The 15,913-nt window shown below is 54.6% G+C and carries 16 protein-coding genes; 7 read left to right on the top strand and 9 right to left on the bottom strand.

Translation table 11 applies throughout. The annotated features are described in order from the left end of the window. Nucleotides 1-40: 40 nt before the first annotated feature. Nucleotides 41-655: a multifunctional acyl-CoA thioesterase I/protease I/lysophospholipase L1 gene (gene tesA, locus OGY17_RS06490; RefSeq protein ID WP_043015448.1), complete on the bottom strand. Its 615-nt coding sequence runs from the start codon at nt 653-655 to the stop codon at nt 41-43. On the opposite strand from tesA, the gene ybbA reads away from it, so the two are divergent. The 6 genes from ybbA (at nt 626) to OGY17_RS06460 (ending at nt 7,867) form a co-directional block, all read left to right on the top strand. Further along, nucleotides 626-1,312: a putative ABC transporter ATP-binding protein YbbA gene (gene ybbA, locus OGY17_RS06485; protein WP_286606683.1), complete on the top strand. Its 687-nt coding sequence runs from the start codon at nt 626-628 to the stop codon at nt 1,310-1,312. The two genes, tesA and ybbA, sit on opposite strands and share 30 nt — an antisense overlap. After that, nucleotides 1,309-3,723 (top strand): putative ABC transporter permease subunit YbbP, encoded by a 2,415-nt coding sequence (gene ybbP, locus OGY17_RS06480; RefSeq protein ID WP_286606681.1) that lies wholly within the window; start codon nt 1,309-1,311, stop codon nt 3,721-3,723. Before ybbA ends, ybbP begins: the two co-directional genes overlap by 4 nt. Nucleotides 3,724-3,909: 186 nt before the next feature. Beyond that, a complete protein-coding gene (locus tag OGY17_RS06475) occupies nt 3,910-5,043 on the top strand; it encodes a porin (RefSeq protein WP_008783995.1) in 1,134 nt (377 codons plus the stop codon). A 261-nt stretch (nt 5,044-5,304) separates the two neighbouring features. Next, nucleotides 5,305-6,135 carry a MetQ/NlpA family ABC transporter substrate-binding protein gene (locus OGY17_RS06470; RefSeq protein ID WP_204557235.1) on the top strand — a complete coding sequence of 277 codons (831 nt, stop codon included), beginning with the start codon at nt 5,305-5,307 and terminating at the stop codon, nt 6,133-6,135. A gap of 63 nt (nt 6,136-6,198) precedes the next feature. Further along, nucleotides 6,199-7,215 (top strand): virulence-associated ABC transporter ATP-binding protein SfbB, encoded by a 1,017-nt coding sequence (gene sfbB / locus OGY17_RS06465; RefSeq protein ID WP_234096059.1) that lies wholly within the window; start codon nt 6,199-6,201, stop codon nt 7,213-7,215. Next, the gene (locus tag OGY17_RS06460; protein WP_003831085.1) at nt 7,208-7,867 is read left to right on the top strand and encodes a methionine ABC transporter permease; all 660 of its coding nucleotides are present in this window, start codon (nt 7,208-7,210) and stop codon (nt 7,865-7,867) included. Before sfbB ends, OGY17_RS06460 begins: the two co-directional genes overlap by 8 nt. Here OGY17_RS06460 and mnmH read toward each other — a convergent pair whose 3' ends face one another. The 5 genes from mnmH to ppiB all read right to left on the bottom strand — a co-directional run bounded on the left by mnmH (nt 7,868) and on the right by ppiB (nt 12,081). After that, nucleotides 7,868-8,953, bottom strand: a complete 1,086-nt coding sequence (mnmH, locus tag OGY17_RS06455; RefSeq protein WP_219377138.1) for a tRNA 2-selenouridine(34) synthase MnmH — start codon at nt 8,951-8,953, stop codon at nt 7,868-7,870. A gap of 96 nt (nt 8,954-9,049) precedes the next feature. After that, nucleotides 9,050-10,117, bottom strand: coding sequence for a 5-(carboxyamino)imidazole ribonucleotide synthase (gene purK / locus OGY17_RS06450; protein WP_252430775.1), 1,068 nt, complete (start codon nt 10,115-10,117; stop codon nt 9,050-9,052). Next, a complete protein-coding gene (purE, locus tag OGY17_RS06445; protein WP_048226215.1) occupies nt 10,114-10,623 on the bottom strand; it encodes a 5-(carboxyamino)imidazole ribonucleotide mutase in 510 nt (169 codons plus the stop codon). The genes purK and purE overlap by 4 nt, the downstream gene beginning before the upstream one ends. Nucleotides 10,624-10,861: 238 nt before the next feature. Then, a complete protein-coding gene (gene lpxH, locus OGY17_RS06440; protein WP_048214761.1) occupies nt 10,862-11,584 on the bottom strand; it encodes a UDP-2,3-diacylglucosamine diphosphatase in 723 nt (240 codons plus the stop codon). Between the two features lie 2 nt (nt 11,585-11,586). After that, a complete protein-coding gene (gene ppiB, locus OGY17_RS06435) occupies nt 11,587-12,081 on the bottom strand; it encodes a peptidylprolyl isomerase B (protein WP_003021875.1) in 495 nt (164 codons plus the stop codon). A 173-nt stretch (nt 12,082-12,254) separates the two neighbouring features. Between ppiB and cysS the strand changes: the two genes are divergently transcribed. After that, nucleotides 12,255-13,640: a cysteine--tRNA ligase gene (gene cysS / locus OGY17_RS06430; RefSeq protein WP_003831109.1), complete on the top strand. Its 1,386-nt coding sequence runs from the start codon at nt 12,255-12,257 to the stop codon at nt 13,638-13,640. A gap of 77 nt (nt 13,641-13,717) precedes the next feature. Here cysS and OGY17_RS06425 read toward each other — a convergent pair whose 3' ends face one another. The 3 genes from OGY17_RS06425 to folD form a co-directional block, all read right to left on the bottom strand. Then, nucleotides 13,718-14,242, bottom strand: a complete 525-nt coding sequence (locus tag OGY17_RS06425) for a metal-dependent hydrolase (protein ID WP_003831110.1) — start codon at nt 14,240-14,242, stop codon at nt 13,718-13,720. 126 nt (nt 14,243-14,368) lie between these two features. Beyond that, nucleotides 14,369-14,581 carry a ribosome-associated protein YbcJ gene (gene ybcJ, locus OGY17_RS06420; RefSeq protein ID WP_003021885.1) on the bottom strand — a complete coding sequence of 71 codons (213 nt, stop codon included), beginning with the start codon at nt 14,579-14,581 and terminating at the stop codon, nt 14,369-14,371. A gap of 1 nt (nt 14,582) precedes the next feature. Then, nucleotides 14,583-15,449 carry a bifunctional methylenetetrahydrofolate dehydrogenase/methenyltetrahydrofolate cyclohydrolase FolD gene (folD, locus tag OGY17_RS06415; protein WP_286606670.1) on the bottom strand — a complete coding sequence of 289 codons (867 nt, stop codon included), beginning with the start codon at nt 15,447-15,449 and terminating at the stop codon, nt 14,583-14,585. Nucleotides 15,450-15,913: the final 464 nt, after the last annotated feature.

Genomic DNA, 15,913 nt, shown 5'->3' with positions numbered 1-15,913 from the left:
GGAACTCTCTCACTTGCCGCCTTCATACAACTCGAATTATTTAGGATAGAAAAGGGGTGAGATGTTGCGCCATCCAGTCGGCGATAAAGGGCTGGGCGTCACGGTTAGGATGAATACCATCATCCTGCATCCACTGGGGTTTCAGATAAACCTCTTCCATAAAAAAAGGCAGCAGAGGAATATCAAACTCTTTGGCGAGCTTTGGATAAATCGCGCTAAAGGTTTCATTATAACGGCGACCGTAGTTTGCCGGCAGACGAATTTGCATCAGCAGTGGTTCGGCATTTGCCGCTTTCACGTCCTGCAGAATCGTGCGCAGGGTTTGTTCGGTTTGCGCAGGTGCGAAGCCGCGCAGGCCGTCGTTGCCGCCAAGTTCGACCAGTACCCAACGCGGCTGGTGCTGCTTGAGTAATGCTGGCAGACGGGCCAGACCTTGCTGCGAGGTGTCGCCGCTAATGCTGGCATTCACCACCGGCGTTTTGGTTTGCCATTTATCATTAAGTAGCGCAGGCCACGCGGCGCTGGCGGACATTCGGTATCCGGCGCTCAGGCTGTCACCCAGAATTAATAACGTGTCCGCTGCGGCGGCGCGGAAAGTTAACAGGACCAGGAACAGGAAAGGCCAATGCCAGCGGAAAACATTGTTGAAGTTCATCATCTTAAGAAATCCGTCGGTCAGGGTGATCATGAGCTATCCATCCTTACCGGAGTTGAACTGGTTGTCAAACGCGCCGAGACCATTGCGTTGATTGGCGAGTCGGGATCGGGGAAATCCACGCTGCTGGCGATTCTCGCCGGGCTTGACGATGGCACCAGCGGTGAAGTCAGCCTGGTGGGGCAGGCGCTGCACACCGTGGACGAAGAAGCCCGGGCGCAGCTGCGGGCGCGGCACGTGGGTTTTGTCTTCCAGTCATTCATGTTAATTCCGACCCTCAACGCGCTGGAAAACGTCGAACTGCCCGCGCTGTTGCGCGGCGAAAATAGCGGAAAAAGTCGTGACGGGGCAAAAACGCTGTTGGAACAACTGGGACTGGGAAAACGTCTTGATCATCTTCCGGCCCAGCTTTCCGGCGGGGAGCAGCAGCGCGTGGCGCTGGCGCGAGCGTTTAACGGTCGCCCTGACGTGCTGTTTGCCGATGAACCAACGGGCAACCTCGATCGCCAGACCGGAGACAAAATAGCCGACCTGTTGTTTTCTCTGAACCGGGAACACGGCACCACCCTGATTCTGGTGACGCATGACCCGCAGTTGGCGGCGCGTTGCGACAGGCGCTTACGTCTGGTGAATGGACAGTTGCAGGAGGAGGCATGATTGCACGCTGGTTCTGGCGCGAATGGCGCTCGCCTTCACTACTGATTGTCTGGCTGGCGCTGAGCCTGGCGGTAGCCTGTGTGCTGGCGCTGGGCAATATCAGCGATCGTATGGAAAAAGGGCTGAGCCAGCAAAGCCGTGAGTTTATGGCGGGCGATCGGTCGCTACAAAGTTCGCGTACCGTGCCGAAAGCGTGGATTGACGAGGCGCGACAGCGTGGCCTGAAGGTGGGCGAACAGCTCACCTTTGCCACCATGACTTTTGCCCGGGATACGCCGCAGCTGGCGAACGTCAAAGCGGTAGATGATGTGTATCCGATGTACGGCACACTGCAAACCAACCCGCCGGGACTGAAACCGCAGCCGGGCTCGGTACTGCTGGCCCAACGTCTGATGGCGCTACTCAACTTAAAAGTCGGTGATTCCATCGACGTTGGCGATGCCACGCTGCGTATTGCCGGGGAGGTGGTGCAGGAGCCGGACTCTGGTTTTAATCCGTTCCAGATAGCACCGCGTCTGATGATGAACATGGCGGATGTCGAAAAAACGGCGGCGGTCCAGCCGGGAAGCCGCGTGACCTGGCGCTATAAATTTGGCGGGACGCCATCGCAACTGGAAGCCTATGAAAAGTGGCTGCTGCCACAGTTAAAGCCTGAACAGCGCTGGTATGGGCTGGAGCAGGATGAAGGGGCGCTGGGGAAATCACTTGAGCGTTCGCAACAGTTCTTGCTGCTGTCGGCGCTGTTAACGCTGTTGCTGGCGGTCGCCGCGGTTGCCGTGGCGATGAGCCATTATTGCCGCAGCCGTTACGATCTGGTGGCTATTCTGAAAACGCTCGGTGCGGGCAGAGCGCAACTGCGCAGGCTGATTGTTGGTCAATGGCTGATGGTGCTGGCGCTGGCTGGCGTAACCGGCGGACTGTTCGGACTGTTATTCGAGCGCGTGCTGGTGCTGCTGCTCAAGCCGGTTCTGCCTGGAGAACTACCGCCTGCCAGCCCCTGGCCGTGGTTATGGGCACTAGGCACCATGACGGTGATTTCGCTATTGGTGGGGTTACGCCCTTACCGCCTGCTGCTGGCAACGCAGCCGCTGCGGGTGCTGCGCCGTGACGTGGTGGCAAACGTCTGGCCCCTGAAGTTTTATTTGCCAGTGGTCGTGATAGTCGTGATTGCACTGCTTGCTGGACTGATGGGCGGAAGTCCACTGCTGTGGGCGGTACTGGCTGGTGCGGTGGTACTGGCGCTGTTGTGCGGGGTGCTCGGCTGGATGCTGCTCAACGTGCTGCGTGGTCTGACGCTCTCCTCACTGCCGCTGCGTTTGGCGGTCAGTCGACTGTTACGCCAGCCGTGGTCAACGCTCAGCCAGCTATCGGCATTTTCGCTTTCCTTTATGCTGCTGGCGTTGTTACTGGTGCTGCGCGGCGATCTGCTCGACCGCTGGCAGCAGCAAATGCCGCCGGAAAGTCCGAACTATTATCTGATCAACATTGCCACCGAGCAGGTGGTTCCGCTGAAGGCTTTCCTGTCCGAGCATCAGGTGATCCCGGAATCGTTCTATCCGATTGTGCGGGCGCGTCTGACGGCTATCAATGAGAAGCCGACCGAAGGCAATCAGGATGAGGCGCTGAACCGCGAGCTTAACCTGACCTGGCAGGATACCCGACCGGATCATAACCCGATAACCGCCGGAAGTTGGCCGCCAAAAGCGGGCGAAGTGTCGATGGAAGAGGGGTTAGCGAAACGGCTGAACGTCAAACTCGGCGATCGGGTGACTTTTATGGGCGACACCCAGGATTTCAGCGCCACGGTCAGCAGTCTGCGCAAAGTGGACTGGGAAAGCCTGCGGCCCAACTTCTTCTTTATCTTCCCCTCCGGCGCGCTGGATGCTCAGCCGCAAAGCTGGTTAACCAGCTTTCGCTGGGAGAACGGCAACGGCATGCTAACGCAGCTTAACCGCGAATTCCCGACCATCAGCCTGCTGGATATTGGCGCCATCCTCAAACAGGTGAGCCAGGTGTTGGATCAGGTGAGCCGCGCACTGGAGGTGATGGTGGTACTGGTCACAGCCTGTGGCATGCTGCTGCTATTGGCGCAGGTCCAGGTCGGTATGCGTCAGCGTCATCAGGAGTTGGTGGTCTGGCGCACGCTGGGAGCAGGTAAGAAGCTGCTGCGTACCACGCTGTGGTGCGAGTTCGCCATGCTCGGGATGGTTGCCGGACTGGTGGCGGCCATCGGTGCGGAAACAGCGTTGGCGGTACTGCAAACCAAAGTGTTTGATTTCCCGTGGGAGCCAGACTGGCGACTGTGGGTAGTATTACCATTTAGTGGAGCATTGCTGCTCTCTTTATGCGGCGGATGGCTCGGTTCACGTCTGCTAAAAGGTAAAGCGCTGTTCCGTCAGTTCAGTAGTTAATTCATATTCGTGATGATTACGCACCGGTTTTAAAATCGGTGCGTCTTTTTTTCTATGTAGCACAAATTGATAACTCCTTGATATTTAACAGCACAGAACAATAAAAACCCAACAACACGAGAGTATTAATAAACGTTAATATTTGTGTGCTGAATAATTGGCAGGCTATCTATCAAGGTATAAATAATGACTATAAAAAAAACAGCGCTGGCGGTATCGATCGGCGCAGCAGTGGCATTAACGACTTTCGCTTCACAGGCGGAAATCACGGTCCTGAAACAAGATCCGCAGGCGGGTAACCCGCTGAGCCGTCTTAACTTCACCGTCGGCGGAAGTATTCGTCCGCAGTTCCAGAATATGGCCGGTGACGATGGTAAGAATGGCTACAAACGTAATGGCTTCGATGGCGGTACACGTTTCCGCTTCGCCGCTGACTACTATCTGTTTGATGATATCAGTTGGGTGAGCTACTACGAGCTGGGCGTTAACTTCCCGGCGATGTTCAACTGGGATAACCACTACGCTGACGGTGCCAACGATACCACGCGTCGTATGTTGTACACCGGTCTGAAGAGTGCAACCTGGGGTACGCTGACCTTCGGTCAACAAAACAGCATTTACTATGATGTAGTCGGTGCGAAAACGGATATCTGGGACTATGACATGATCGGTCAGGCGCCAGGTAACGGTATTAATGGCGACTATGATGGTTCCTATCGTACGCGTAAATCACTGAAGTATAAGAATACCGTTGGTGATGTGGATCTCTACGCCTCTTATCTGTTCAGTGATGATTACAACCCGAACAACGGTCTGCGCTACAAGCGTAAAGGCGGCGGCTCACTGGGTGTGGATTATCACATTACCGATGACCTGACCTGGGGTACGGCGTGGAACTACACTCGTGCGGAAATGCGTGGCAACACCAGCAAAACCTACGATCAAAACATCGTCGGTACCGCGCTGAGCTGGAAACCGGACAACTGGACCTTCTCGATGGGCGGCGGTTGGTATCAAAACTTCATGACCACCAAAAAAGTCTCTGTTAACGACTACTTTGCCGGTGACGCCTGGGGTCTGGAATACTTCGCCGGTTACACCTTCCCGGTGGGTCAATATGCGCTGAAATCCGTTCAGCCGTACTTTATGGGCGACCGTATTGAGTACGTGAATGGCCGTAACTACCTGCGTACCGACAACGGCGTGGGGATCAGCTTCCAGCTGGATTACGGTTTCCGTGTTGACTACGAACACGTATTTACCTCCAGCACCGACAATCTGGGTGACATGAACCTGGTTCGTCTGCGTTACGACTTCTAATCGAACGCTTGCCGCCCGATACGCTTGCGCTTATCGGGCCTAAGAAAGCTGTTGTAGGCCGGATAAGGCACTTGTGCCGACATCCGGCTTTTTCATACCTTCTTTCATTTAAAAACATACTCTGCAACATCATGAAATAATTTCAAGGACAGCAGGTTGTGATCTGTGTCATGTTAACAATCAGCCTGTTAACGGGCCAACAAGAACAACGTCGCAAGAACGGCGTGAGACATGACACCACAACGTTAAAATGGAGAGAATATGGGATTGCGTCAGAGTTTACGCGTCGCGACCGGGGCGCTGTTACTGGCCTGTGGATTACAGTTTGCTCATGCGAACAGTGACCCGCACACAATTGTGTTTGGCGTCGCGCCTGGGCCGTACGGCGATATGGTGAAACAGGCCATTGCCCCCACGCTGAAAGAGAAAGGCTATAACGTAGTGGTCCGCGAATTCAGCGATTACGTGCAGCCAAACATGGCGCTCTCCAACGGTAGCATTGATGCTAACCTGTTCCAGCATTCGCTCTATTTTGACAAATTCACTGCCGATAAAGGCCTGAAGCTGAGCAAGCTGATTGTGGTCCCGACAGCCGGGATGGGTTTTTACTCACATAAAATCAAAAGCCTGGATGAGTTGAAAAAAGGGGATGTGATCACGCTCTCCAACGATCCCACCAACCTGGCTCGCGGTCTGCGTTTCCTGCAGTCTATTGGCCTTATCACCATCAAAGACAATATTGATCCAACTAAAGCCTCCGAGCGCGATATCGCCAGCAATCCCAAAGGGCTGGTGTTTAAACCGCTGGAAGCGGCACAGCTGCCGCGTACGCTGGACGGTGTGACCGGTGCGCTGGTCAACGGTAACTTTGCCGTGGCGGCAAAAATGGATCTCGCCAGCGCCATCAAGCAGGAACACCTGGACGAAAATCTGAAAAATATCATCGCGGTACGCAGTGAAGATGCGGATAAACCGTTCGCAAAAGATATTGTTGAGGCGGTGAAATCTCCGGCGTATCGCGCGGTGATCGACGATCCGCAAAATATCTACAGCGCCTTCCAGAAACCGGAATGGATGTCGACAGCCCAATAATCGCTGCGCACAAGGGTTAACAGGGGCAGCGACGACTGCCCTTTTCGCATTTCTGAGGTGGCTATGATTGAGATTGAGAAAGTTTGCGTGGATTTTAGCGCAGGCCGTGGACCATCAACCCGGGCGGTTGATGACGTTAGCTTGCGCATTGGCGCAGGTGAGATATTTGGCATTGTCGGGACCAGCGGCGCGGGGAAAAGTACGCTGCTGCGCACCCTGAACGCCTTAACGCGTCCGAGCCAGGGAAGCGTGAAGGTGAACGGCGTAGAAATTTCCGCGCTGGAAGGGGGGCATCTACGTAAAGCCCGTCAGCGTATCGGTATGATTTTTCAACATTTTAACCTGATGCATACCCGTACCGTGGCGCAAAACGTCGCCTTTAGTCTGAAGGCTGCCGGATGGGAGCGCAGTAAAATTGGTCCGCGCGTGAGCGAAATCCTGGCGCTGGTGGGGCTGTCCGACAAGGCGAACCGCTTTCCGGTTCAGCTCAGCGGTGGGCAAAAGCAGCGTGTGGGTATTGCCCGCGCGATTGCCAATCACCCGGATGTGCTGCTGTGTGATGAACCTACCTCGGCGCTGGACCTCGAAACCTCAGCCACGATTCTGGCGTTGCTTAAGCAGATCAACCAACAGTTGGGGATCACGATCGTGCTGATCACTCACGAGATGAACGTGATCAAATCGATTTGCGATCGCGTGGCGGTGATGTCCGGTGGCAAGGTGGTGGAGTCTGGTGAGGTGTTTGACGTTTTTGCTCATCCGCAGCACGCGTTTACGCAGCAGCTGGTGTCGCATACCCTCAATTTGACGCTGCCCGAGCGTCTGCGCCAGCATCTGCCCGGCCAGTTGCTAAAAATTCTGTTTATCGGCGATTCGGCGGAACAGCCGGTGTTGTCAGACGTCGCGGTTAAATTTGGCGTGGCGGTGAACATTCTGCACGGCAAAATTGAATATATTGGCGAACGTGCGCTGGGGATTCTGGTCGTGCAGCTGACCGCGCCGCATAACCCTTCAGCGGTGGAAGTCGCCGTGGAACATATTCGTCAACGTACTGCACAGGTGGAGGTGATTCGTGGATGATTTATTGCCGGATTTGACGCTGGCGTTTAATGAAACTTTCCAGATGCTGAGCATCTCTACGGTGCTGGCAATTATTGGTGGTCTGCCGCTCGGTTTTCTGATTTTCGTCACCGACCGGCATTTATTCTGGCAAAACCGTTTTGTGTATCTGCTCAGCTCCGTGCTGGTGAATATTATTCGTTCGGTACCGTTTGTGATCCTGCTGGTTCTGCTGCTGCCGCTAACCCAGTTTTTGCTCGGGAATACCATTGGCCCTATTGCGGCGTCGGTCCCGCTCTCGGTGGCGGCAATCGCCTTCTATGCCCGTCTGGTTGATAGCGCGTTACGTGAAGTCGATAAAGGGATTATTGAAGCGGCGGAAGCGTTTGGTGCCAGCCCGATGCGCATCATCTGCACCGTTCTGTTACCTGAAGCGAGCGCGGGTCTGCTGCGTGGGTTGACGATAACGCTGGTGAGTCTGATCGGATACTCCGCGATGGCCGGGATCGTTGGCGGCGGTGGAGTCGGCGACCTGGCGATTCGCTTTGGTTATTACCGCTACGAAACCCAGGTCATGATCGTCACCGTGGTGGCGCTGATTATTTTGGTGCAGGTCGTTCAGGTGCTGGGTGACTGGCTGGCAAAACGCGCAGATAAGCGCGACAGACACTGATCACTGTGCGTTAAGCCACTCGGCAACGTCCTGCCATGTGCCGCGAAAGACGATTTTCGCGGCTTTCTTTTCCAGCTGATAGCGATACATCGGGTCGTAATACTCATTGAGCAACGGTACCAGCCAGCCCATATGGGCGTCGGTGCTGCCCGTTGCCTGCTGTTCGCGCAGAGCCTCGTCGAGCAGGGTGGTCAGTTCGGCAAAACGTTGTAAACCCAGACGACGGCGTATAGCAAACAGGCCGTGGTGCAGATACTCGCTGTACTCCTGCCAGCCCTGGCTCTCGCCATAAGCGTGGGTAAAATCGTGGTGCATCTTCACGAAATACTCTTCGCGTAGTCGCTCCAGACGACGCTCAAAAGGATCGTCCACCACCGCAATTGATGCCTGGGTCATGCGCTCGCGCAGGCATTCTGGCAGATGATTAGCCCCGATCATGCGGCCTTCATCTTCCAGTACCCACAGACGTAAATCCTGACGGCTATCGGTTTTGAGCATTTCAACCGCCAGCAGGTTTTCAAAACTCGCCTGACTCAATTGAGGTTCAACGGTGCGCCCAAACGAGGAGCCGCGATGGTGCGCCAGACCTTCGAGATCCACACCGTTTGGCTGCTGTTGCACCAGTTGCGTTTTACCGTTCCCGGTACAGCCGCCAATTAAGACGATCGGCTTTTGCACTAATTCTTCAGTCAGCTGTATCACTGCCTGGCGCAGGGCTTTGTAACCGCCTTTAATCAGCGGATAGTCAATACCGGACTCATGCAGCCACTGCTGCACAATATGCGAACGCTGACCGCCACGCGCGCAGCATAAATAGCCTGCAGGATTTTGACGGCAGGCATCCTGCCAGGCATGCATGCGCTGTTGGCGGGTCTCCCCCGAGACCAGTTGATGGCCGAGCGCGAGGGCGGCTTCGGGCCCCTGACGTTTATAACAGGTCCCGACGGCGGCACGTTCGTCATCGTTCATTAAGGGAAGATTGATTGCGCCCGGCATTGCGCCTTGCTGAAATTCGACGGGGGCGCGTACATCGATTAAAGGCGTACCGGCGAGCAAAATTGCGCGGTAGTCCGTTCCATCGTTCATGTTTGATCCTGAAAATACAAAACAGCAATGGAGGGGATTTTACGCGCCAGAGGAGGGGCCGGGGAAGGATAAAATCAACTCCCCGGCATTATTGGCTTATTTCAGCTTTGACTGCGCCCAGATAATACCGCTGGCATATTCCGGCGGCAGCAGGGGGATAAGCGCTTCCAGCGTTGCGCTAAGGCGCGCGGTATCGCTGTCGCTCAGGTTCAGGTGACCCACCTTACGCCCTTCACGCACCTCTTTGTCATACCAGTGCAGATGCACCAGCGGCAGCTTCAGCCAGTCGTAGTTCAGGTCGCTACCAATCAGGTTTACCATCACCGAAGGGTGGTTCACCACCGGTGTCGGTAATGGCAGGTTGGTAATGGCACGTAGATGCAACTCAAACTGGCTGATGCTGGCGCCGTTTTGCGTCCAGTGGCCACTGTTGTGCACGCGCGGAGCCAGTTCGTTAATCAGCAGACCTTCCGGGGTGATGAAACACTCCATCGCCATCACGCCGACATAGCCCAGCTCCTGCATGATGGCAGAGAGCATTGCTTCAGCCTGTTCCTGCTGTCTGGCATTAGCCTGCGGGAATACCACGCTGGTGCGCAGAATGCCGTCCTGATGGAGGTTATGGGTCAGCGGATAGAAAACGGTGCTGCCGTCGTGCGCACGAGCGCCAACCAGTGAGACTTCTCCGGAGAAGTTGATTCCCCGCTCGACGATGCACTCGCCGTAGCAGTCGTCCGGCAGTTGCTCAGTTTCATTTGCGCGCAAGCGCCACTGTCCACGTCCGTCGTAGCCGCCGACGCGACGTTTCACAATCGCCAGCTCGCCAAGTTTGTCGAATATCGCAGACCATTCGCTTTTATCTGCCAGCAGTTGCCATGGCGCGGTCGCCAGACCGAGCTTGTCAAAAAGCTGCTTTTGCGTCAGACGGTCGGCAATAATCGGGAAGACGTCGCGGTTAACAAACGCCGGGTGGCGTGCCAGTTCGCGGGTGAGTGCCGTTTCCGGCCAGCGCTCAATCTCAGCGGTGATCACGCTTTGCTGAAAAGGGACCGCAGCCGGTTCAGCGTCCAGCCCGACGGGCCAGACCGCTATGCCCAGTGGCTCACCGGCCTGGCGCAGCATGCGCCCTAGCTGTCCGTTGCCAAGTACGCAGACCTGCTTCATGCGACACCTCGCGGGTCCGGGTTCTCCAGCACCTCGTCGGTTTGCGCTTTACGCCACTCAGCCAGACGCTGATGCAATTCTTTGTCGTGTGTTGCCAGAATTTGTGCTGCCAGCAGGGCCGCATTTGCCGCCCCCGCTTTGCCGATCGCCAGCGTGCCGACCGGAATACCGCGCGGCATTTGAACGATAGAGTAGAGGCTATCTACGCCGCTCAGCGCTGCGCTTTGCACCGGAACGCCCAAAACTGGCACCAGCGTTTTCGCCGCAATCATGCCAGGCAAATGCGCTGCGCCACCGGCCCCGGCAATAATCACCTGATAACCGTTCTCTTCAGCGCTTTCGGCGAAGCTAAACAGTTTGTCTGGGGTGCGGTGGGCGGAGACGACTTCAACATGATGCGGAACGTCCAGGATTTCGAAGATTTCGGCGGCGAACTGCATGGTAGCCCAGTCGCTTTTGGACCCCATCACGATGGCGACACGCGCCGGATTATTGCGGGAAGACATGCGTCTGAAAACTCCTGTGGTGCACTACACTCGACTTTTGAGGCCACAGAGAATAGCATAATTCACCGCCAAGGAAAACGATTGCGCGCTTTGTACTTCACTCTTCAAGCTGCCTCTTTGTTGGCTGCATCTGCTCACCCCAGTCACTTACTTTTGTAAGCTCCAGGGGACTCACAGATTTGCCGCTTTGATGCAACTCGAATAGTTTTGTGTAAAGAGGAACTGGGTATCTGCAGAATTAAAACGGAAAGGCGATCAGTTCAACGTCGTCAGGGGTGACTTTGATCATCGAACCTTCGGTGTGCCATGCGCCTAATACCACGCGGAAAGCGGGTTGCTCATTGGCCGTAAGTTTGTGGACGGCAGGGCGGTGGGTATGGCCGTGAATTAACCACTGAACCTGATGTTTTTCCATCTCGCTAATCACGGCCTGCTGATTCACATCCATGATTTCCAGCGATTTGGTGGTGTTGGCTGCTTTGCTGTTGGCACGCATTTTCGCAGCGATTCGCTGGCGAACGAACAGCGGCAGAGCGAGGAACAGCTTCTGTAACCAGGGTTGATGCACTTTGGCGCGAAATGCCTGATAGCCTGCGTCGTCGGTGCATAAGGTGTCGCCATGCATGATCAGCACCTTGCGGCCATACAGGTCGAGCACTTTTTCTTCGGGAAGCAAGGTCATGCCGCTCGCACGGGCAAAACGTTTACCGAGCAGAAAATCACGGTTGCCGTGAATAAAAAAGCAGGGAACGCCGGAATCAGTCAGTGATTTTATCGCCGCGGCCATTTCACGATGCAGCGGATTAGGATCGTCGTCGCCAATCCAGGCTTCAAACAGGTCGCCAAGAATGTATAGCGCATCGGCCTTTCGCGCATCACCGGCTAAAAAACGCAGAAAACCGGCGGTGATCGCCGGTTCTTCTGTGCAGAGGTGAAGATCTGCAATAAACAGTGTCGCCACGATTACTCGCTGACGGTCACGTTTTCGATGATAACGTCTTCTTTTGGCACATCCTGATGCATACCGCTGCGACCAGTGGAAACGCCTTTGATTTTATCAACCACGTCCATGCCTTCAACAACTTCAGCGAACACGCAGTAACCCCAACCCTGCATGCTTTCGCCGGAAAAGTTCAGGAAGTCGTTGTCTGCAACGTTGATGAAGAACTGTGCGGTTGCGGAGTGCGGAGCCTGAGTACGCGCCATCGCCAGCGTACCACGGGTGTTTTTCAAACCGTTGTTCGCTTCGTTTTTGATCGCTTCTTTCGTGGCTTTTTGCTTCATGCCTGGCTCGAAACCGCCGCCCTGGATCATGAAACCGTTAATAACACGGTGGAAAATGGTGTTGTTGTAAAAACCTTCGCGGCAGTAGTCCAGGAAGTTTTTAACTGTTTCAGGCGCTTTATCATCAAACGTTTTGATTACGATATCGCCGTGATTAGTGTGGAAAGTAACCATTTTTGCATCCTGTTCCGATAGATTGGTGCTTCGACCCCGTCAAGGGTCAGAGTTAGGGGTGTGTTATAGCATAACCGCAAGCTGCGATCACCTCGCAAAGTGTGCTGCTTCCGGTCTAAATTATGGGTATTATACAGACTTTACTATCCACACACGTCTACACGGAATCTTCGATGTTAAAAATCTTTAATACACTGACGCGCCAAAAAGAGGAATTCAAACCTATTCATGCCGGGGAAGTCGGCATGTACGTGTGTGGTATTACCGTTTACGATCTCTGTCATATTGGCCACGGACGTACCTTCGTTTCTTTCGACGTCGTTGCGCGTTATCTGCGCTTCCTCGGCTATAAGCTGAAGTATGTGCGCAACATTACCGATATCGATGACAAAATCATCAAGCGCGCGAATGAAAACGGCGAAAGCTTTGTGGCGTTGGTCGACAGAATGATCGCGGAAATGCACAGCGATTTCGATGCGCTGAATATTCTGCGCCCGGATCTGGAACCGCGTGCTACGCACCATATCGCTGAAATTATCGAAATCACTGAACAGCTGATTGCCAAAGGTCACGCTTACGTTGCCGATAACGGCGACGTGATGTTCGACGTTCCGACTGACCCGAATTACGGTCAGCTGTCACGCCAGGATCTGGATCAGCTGCAGGCGGGCGCTCGCGTTGACGTGGTTGACGTGAAGCGCAACCCGATGGACTTCGTGCTGTGGAAAATGTCCAAAGAGGGCGAGCCGAGCTGGCCGTCTCCGTGGGGCGCGGGCCGTCCGGGCTGGCACATCGAATGTTCGGCGATGAACTGCAAACAGCTGGGCAACCATTTCGATATTCACGGCGGCGGTTCGGACCTGATGTTCCCGCACCATGAAAATGAAATCGCTCAGTCCACCTGCGCGCATGACGGTGAATACGTCAATTACTGGATGCACTCCGGGATGGTGATGGTTGACCGCGAGAAAATGTCCAAATCGCTGGGCAATTTCTTTACCGTTCGCGACGTGCTGAAATACTACGACGCCGAAACCATCCGCTACTTCCTGATGTCTGGTCATTACCGTAGCCAGTTAAACTACAGCGAAGAGAACCTCAAGCAGGCGCGTTCTGCGCTGGAGCGTCTGTATACCGCGCTGCGTGGCACCGACAAATCCGTTGCGCCAGCCGGTGGCGAAGCCTTTGAAGCGCGCTTTATTGAAGCGATGGACGATGACTTCAACACCCCGGAAGCCTACTCCGTGCTGTTTGATATGGCACGTGAGGTTAACCGTCTGAAGGGGGAAGATATGGCGGCGGCTAACGGCATGGCTGCGCATCTGCGTAAGCTTTCCAGCGTACTGGGCCTGCTGGAACAGGATCCAGAAGCGTTCCTGCAAAGTGGTGCGCAGGCGGATGACGGTGAAGTTGCTGAAATTGAAGCGTTAATCCAACAGCGTCTGGATGCCCGTAAGGCGAAAGACTGGGCGGCAGCTGACGCCGCGCGTGACCGTCTCAACGAGATGGGCATCGTGCTGGAAGACGGCCCGCAGGGTACCACCTGGCGTCGTAAGTAACTCTGTAATGCCCGGTGGCGCTTACGCTTACCGGGCCGTGTAGGCCGGATAAGACGCATCGCGTCGCATCCGGCAGATTAATGTTTCCGATACCACCACAGCACACCCATCATTACGATTCCCGGCAGCCATACCCACATCAACTCCGACATGATCACCTGGTGCCCGTACGGCGTGGCGTAGCGTGATAACGCAAACGGGGCGACTTTAATCACCTGCCACGGCGCGAAGAAGCGCTCATCCGACCACGGCCACAGCCAGCCGACGCCTTTACCGCCGGTGGTGACAGAATCCAGCAGACTGTGCGACAGCAGTGAAACCGTCAGGAATAGCCAGCAGCGAATCAATCCCGCCTTAAACCATCGTCGGCCAATCAAGACGCAGAGCAGCGGTACCACGAAGGCGAACAGCAGTGAGTGGGTAAATCCCCGGTGGCCAAACACATTGCCGTAGGCGACGCCGAACTTAAATGACAACACGTCGGCATCTGGCAGCATGGCCAGAACGACGCCAGCAAACAGTAATCGTGGGGGGATGACTTTAAGTCCGAGACCTAACCCTAAACAGAGCGGAACGGCCGCGTGGGTAACGATAGTGGGCATGATGATCGCTTCGTGTGGAAAAACAACATGCTAACAGTTCACTGTGAAGCGGGGATGAAGTCATTATCTGAAAACGAGAGAGAGGAAGTGGCCGGATACGGTGTTAACCTCATCCGGCACTTGGGGTCACGCCACGACGCTAATGCTGTGGCCTTCAAAGCTGACGGTCTGTCCGGCAACGATTTTGCAGCGTTTACGTGTTTCAACAACGCCATCGACCTTCACTAACCCTTCGCCAATAGCAATTTTTGCCTGGGCGCCACTTTCGCTCCAGCCTTCCAGCTTCAGCAAATCGCAGAGTTCAACGTGTGGGTGTTTACCCAGTGAAAATGTGGCCATCTTAAACGTCCTTTACATCATGATATTCAACACACGCCTGCAGCGTGTTTTCGATAAGTGTGGCGACCGTCATTGGTCCTACGCCGCCGGGGACCGGCGTGATATATGACGCTCGTGCGGCCGCATCGTCAAAGACCACATCGCCAACAACCTTACCATTCTCCAGACGGTTGATGCCGACATCAATCACAATCGCGCCTTCTTTGATCCACTCACCAGGAATAAAGCCCGGTTTACCGACGGCAACAATCAGCAGGTCAGCATTTTCTACGTGGCGGCGCAGATCTTTGGTGAATCGGTGGGTGACGGTGGTGGTGCACCCAGCCAGCAGTAGCTCCATACTCATTGGGCGACCGACAATATTCGAGGCGCCAATGACCACGGCATTCAGACCGTAGGTATCGATGTTGTAACGCTCAAGCAGGGTAACAATACCGCGCGGAGTACATGGGCGCAGGCGCGGCGCGCGCTGGCACAGACGACCGACGTTATACGGGTGGAAACCGTCAACGTCTTTATCTGGCGCAATACGTTCCAGCACTTTCACGTTGTCGATACCCGCCGGCAAAGGCAGTTGTACCAGGATACCGTCGATGGTGGTATCTGCATTGAGCGTATCGATCAGCTCAAGAAGCTCCGCCTCGCTGGTGGTTTCAGGCAGGTCATAGGAGCGGGAGACAAACCCCACTTCGTCACAGGCTTTGCGTTTACTCGCAACATAAATCTGCGAAGCCGGGTTGCTACCTACCAGCACAACAGCCAGGCCTGGGGCGCGTAATCCAGTCGCTAAACGCGCCTGAACTTTTTGAGCAACCTCAGAGCGCACCTGCTGCGCAATCGTTTTACCGTCAATAATCTTTGCTGCCATCAGAGAGAGAATTCCGTCTGTTACGTTAAACCGAAGGGGATGTCACTATTTTGTCAGAAGCGGGGCGTGCTGTCAGTTTTCGTTTGCGTTTTTACGTGCGATAACGGGTGCCATGGTCAGAGCATGGGATCAGCACAGAGGCTGAAGTCTCCCAGGTAATTAATGAGCATGCGAATTAAAATTAACGTGAATGAAACAATTCATCACCCTGGTGTTTTCAGGGGTAATGCGCCATAAACCAGTCTGTTACGTACCTTTATGGAAGCATTTAAGTAATATTCACCCAGATTTTTCTTAGGTCCCAATAAGAATTGGCCAGGGTCAATAAAAGGATTTGCAGGTATTTTTCATTAATTGAAATGTTTAATTTAACCCTGTGACGAATAGTCATATTCGCGAAGATTAATTAGTGAATCAAATACTCAGGAGAGTTGGGGTAAAAGGTTAGCTAATTCTCTTGCGAT

The sequence above is a fragment of the Citrobacter sp. Cpo126 genome (genome assembly GCF_030332445.1).
GTDB classification, from domain to species: Bacteria; Pseudomonadota; Gammaproteobacteria; order Enterobacterales; family Enterobacteriaceae; genus Citrobacter; species Citrobacter portucalensis.
Note: the sequence above shows the minus strand (reverse complement) of the source record. Positions and strands in the feature narration are given on the sequence as shown.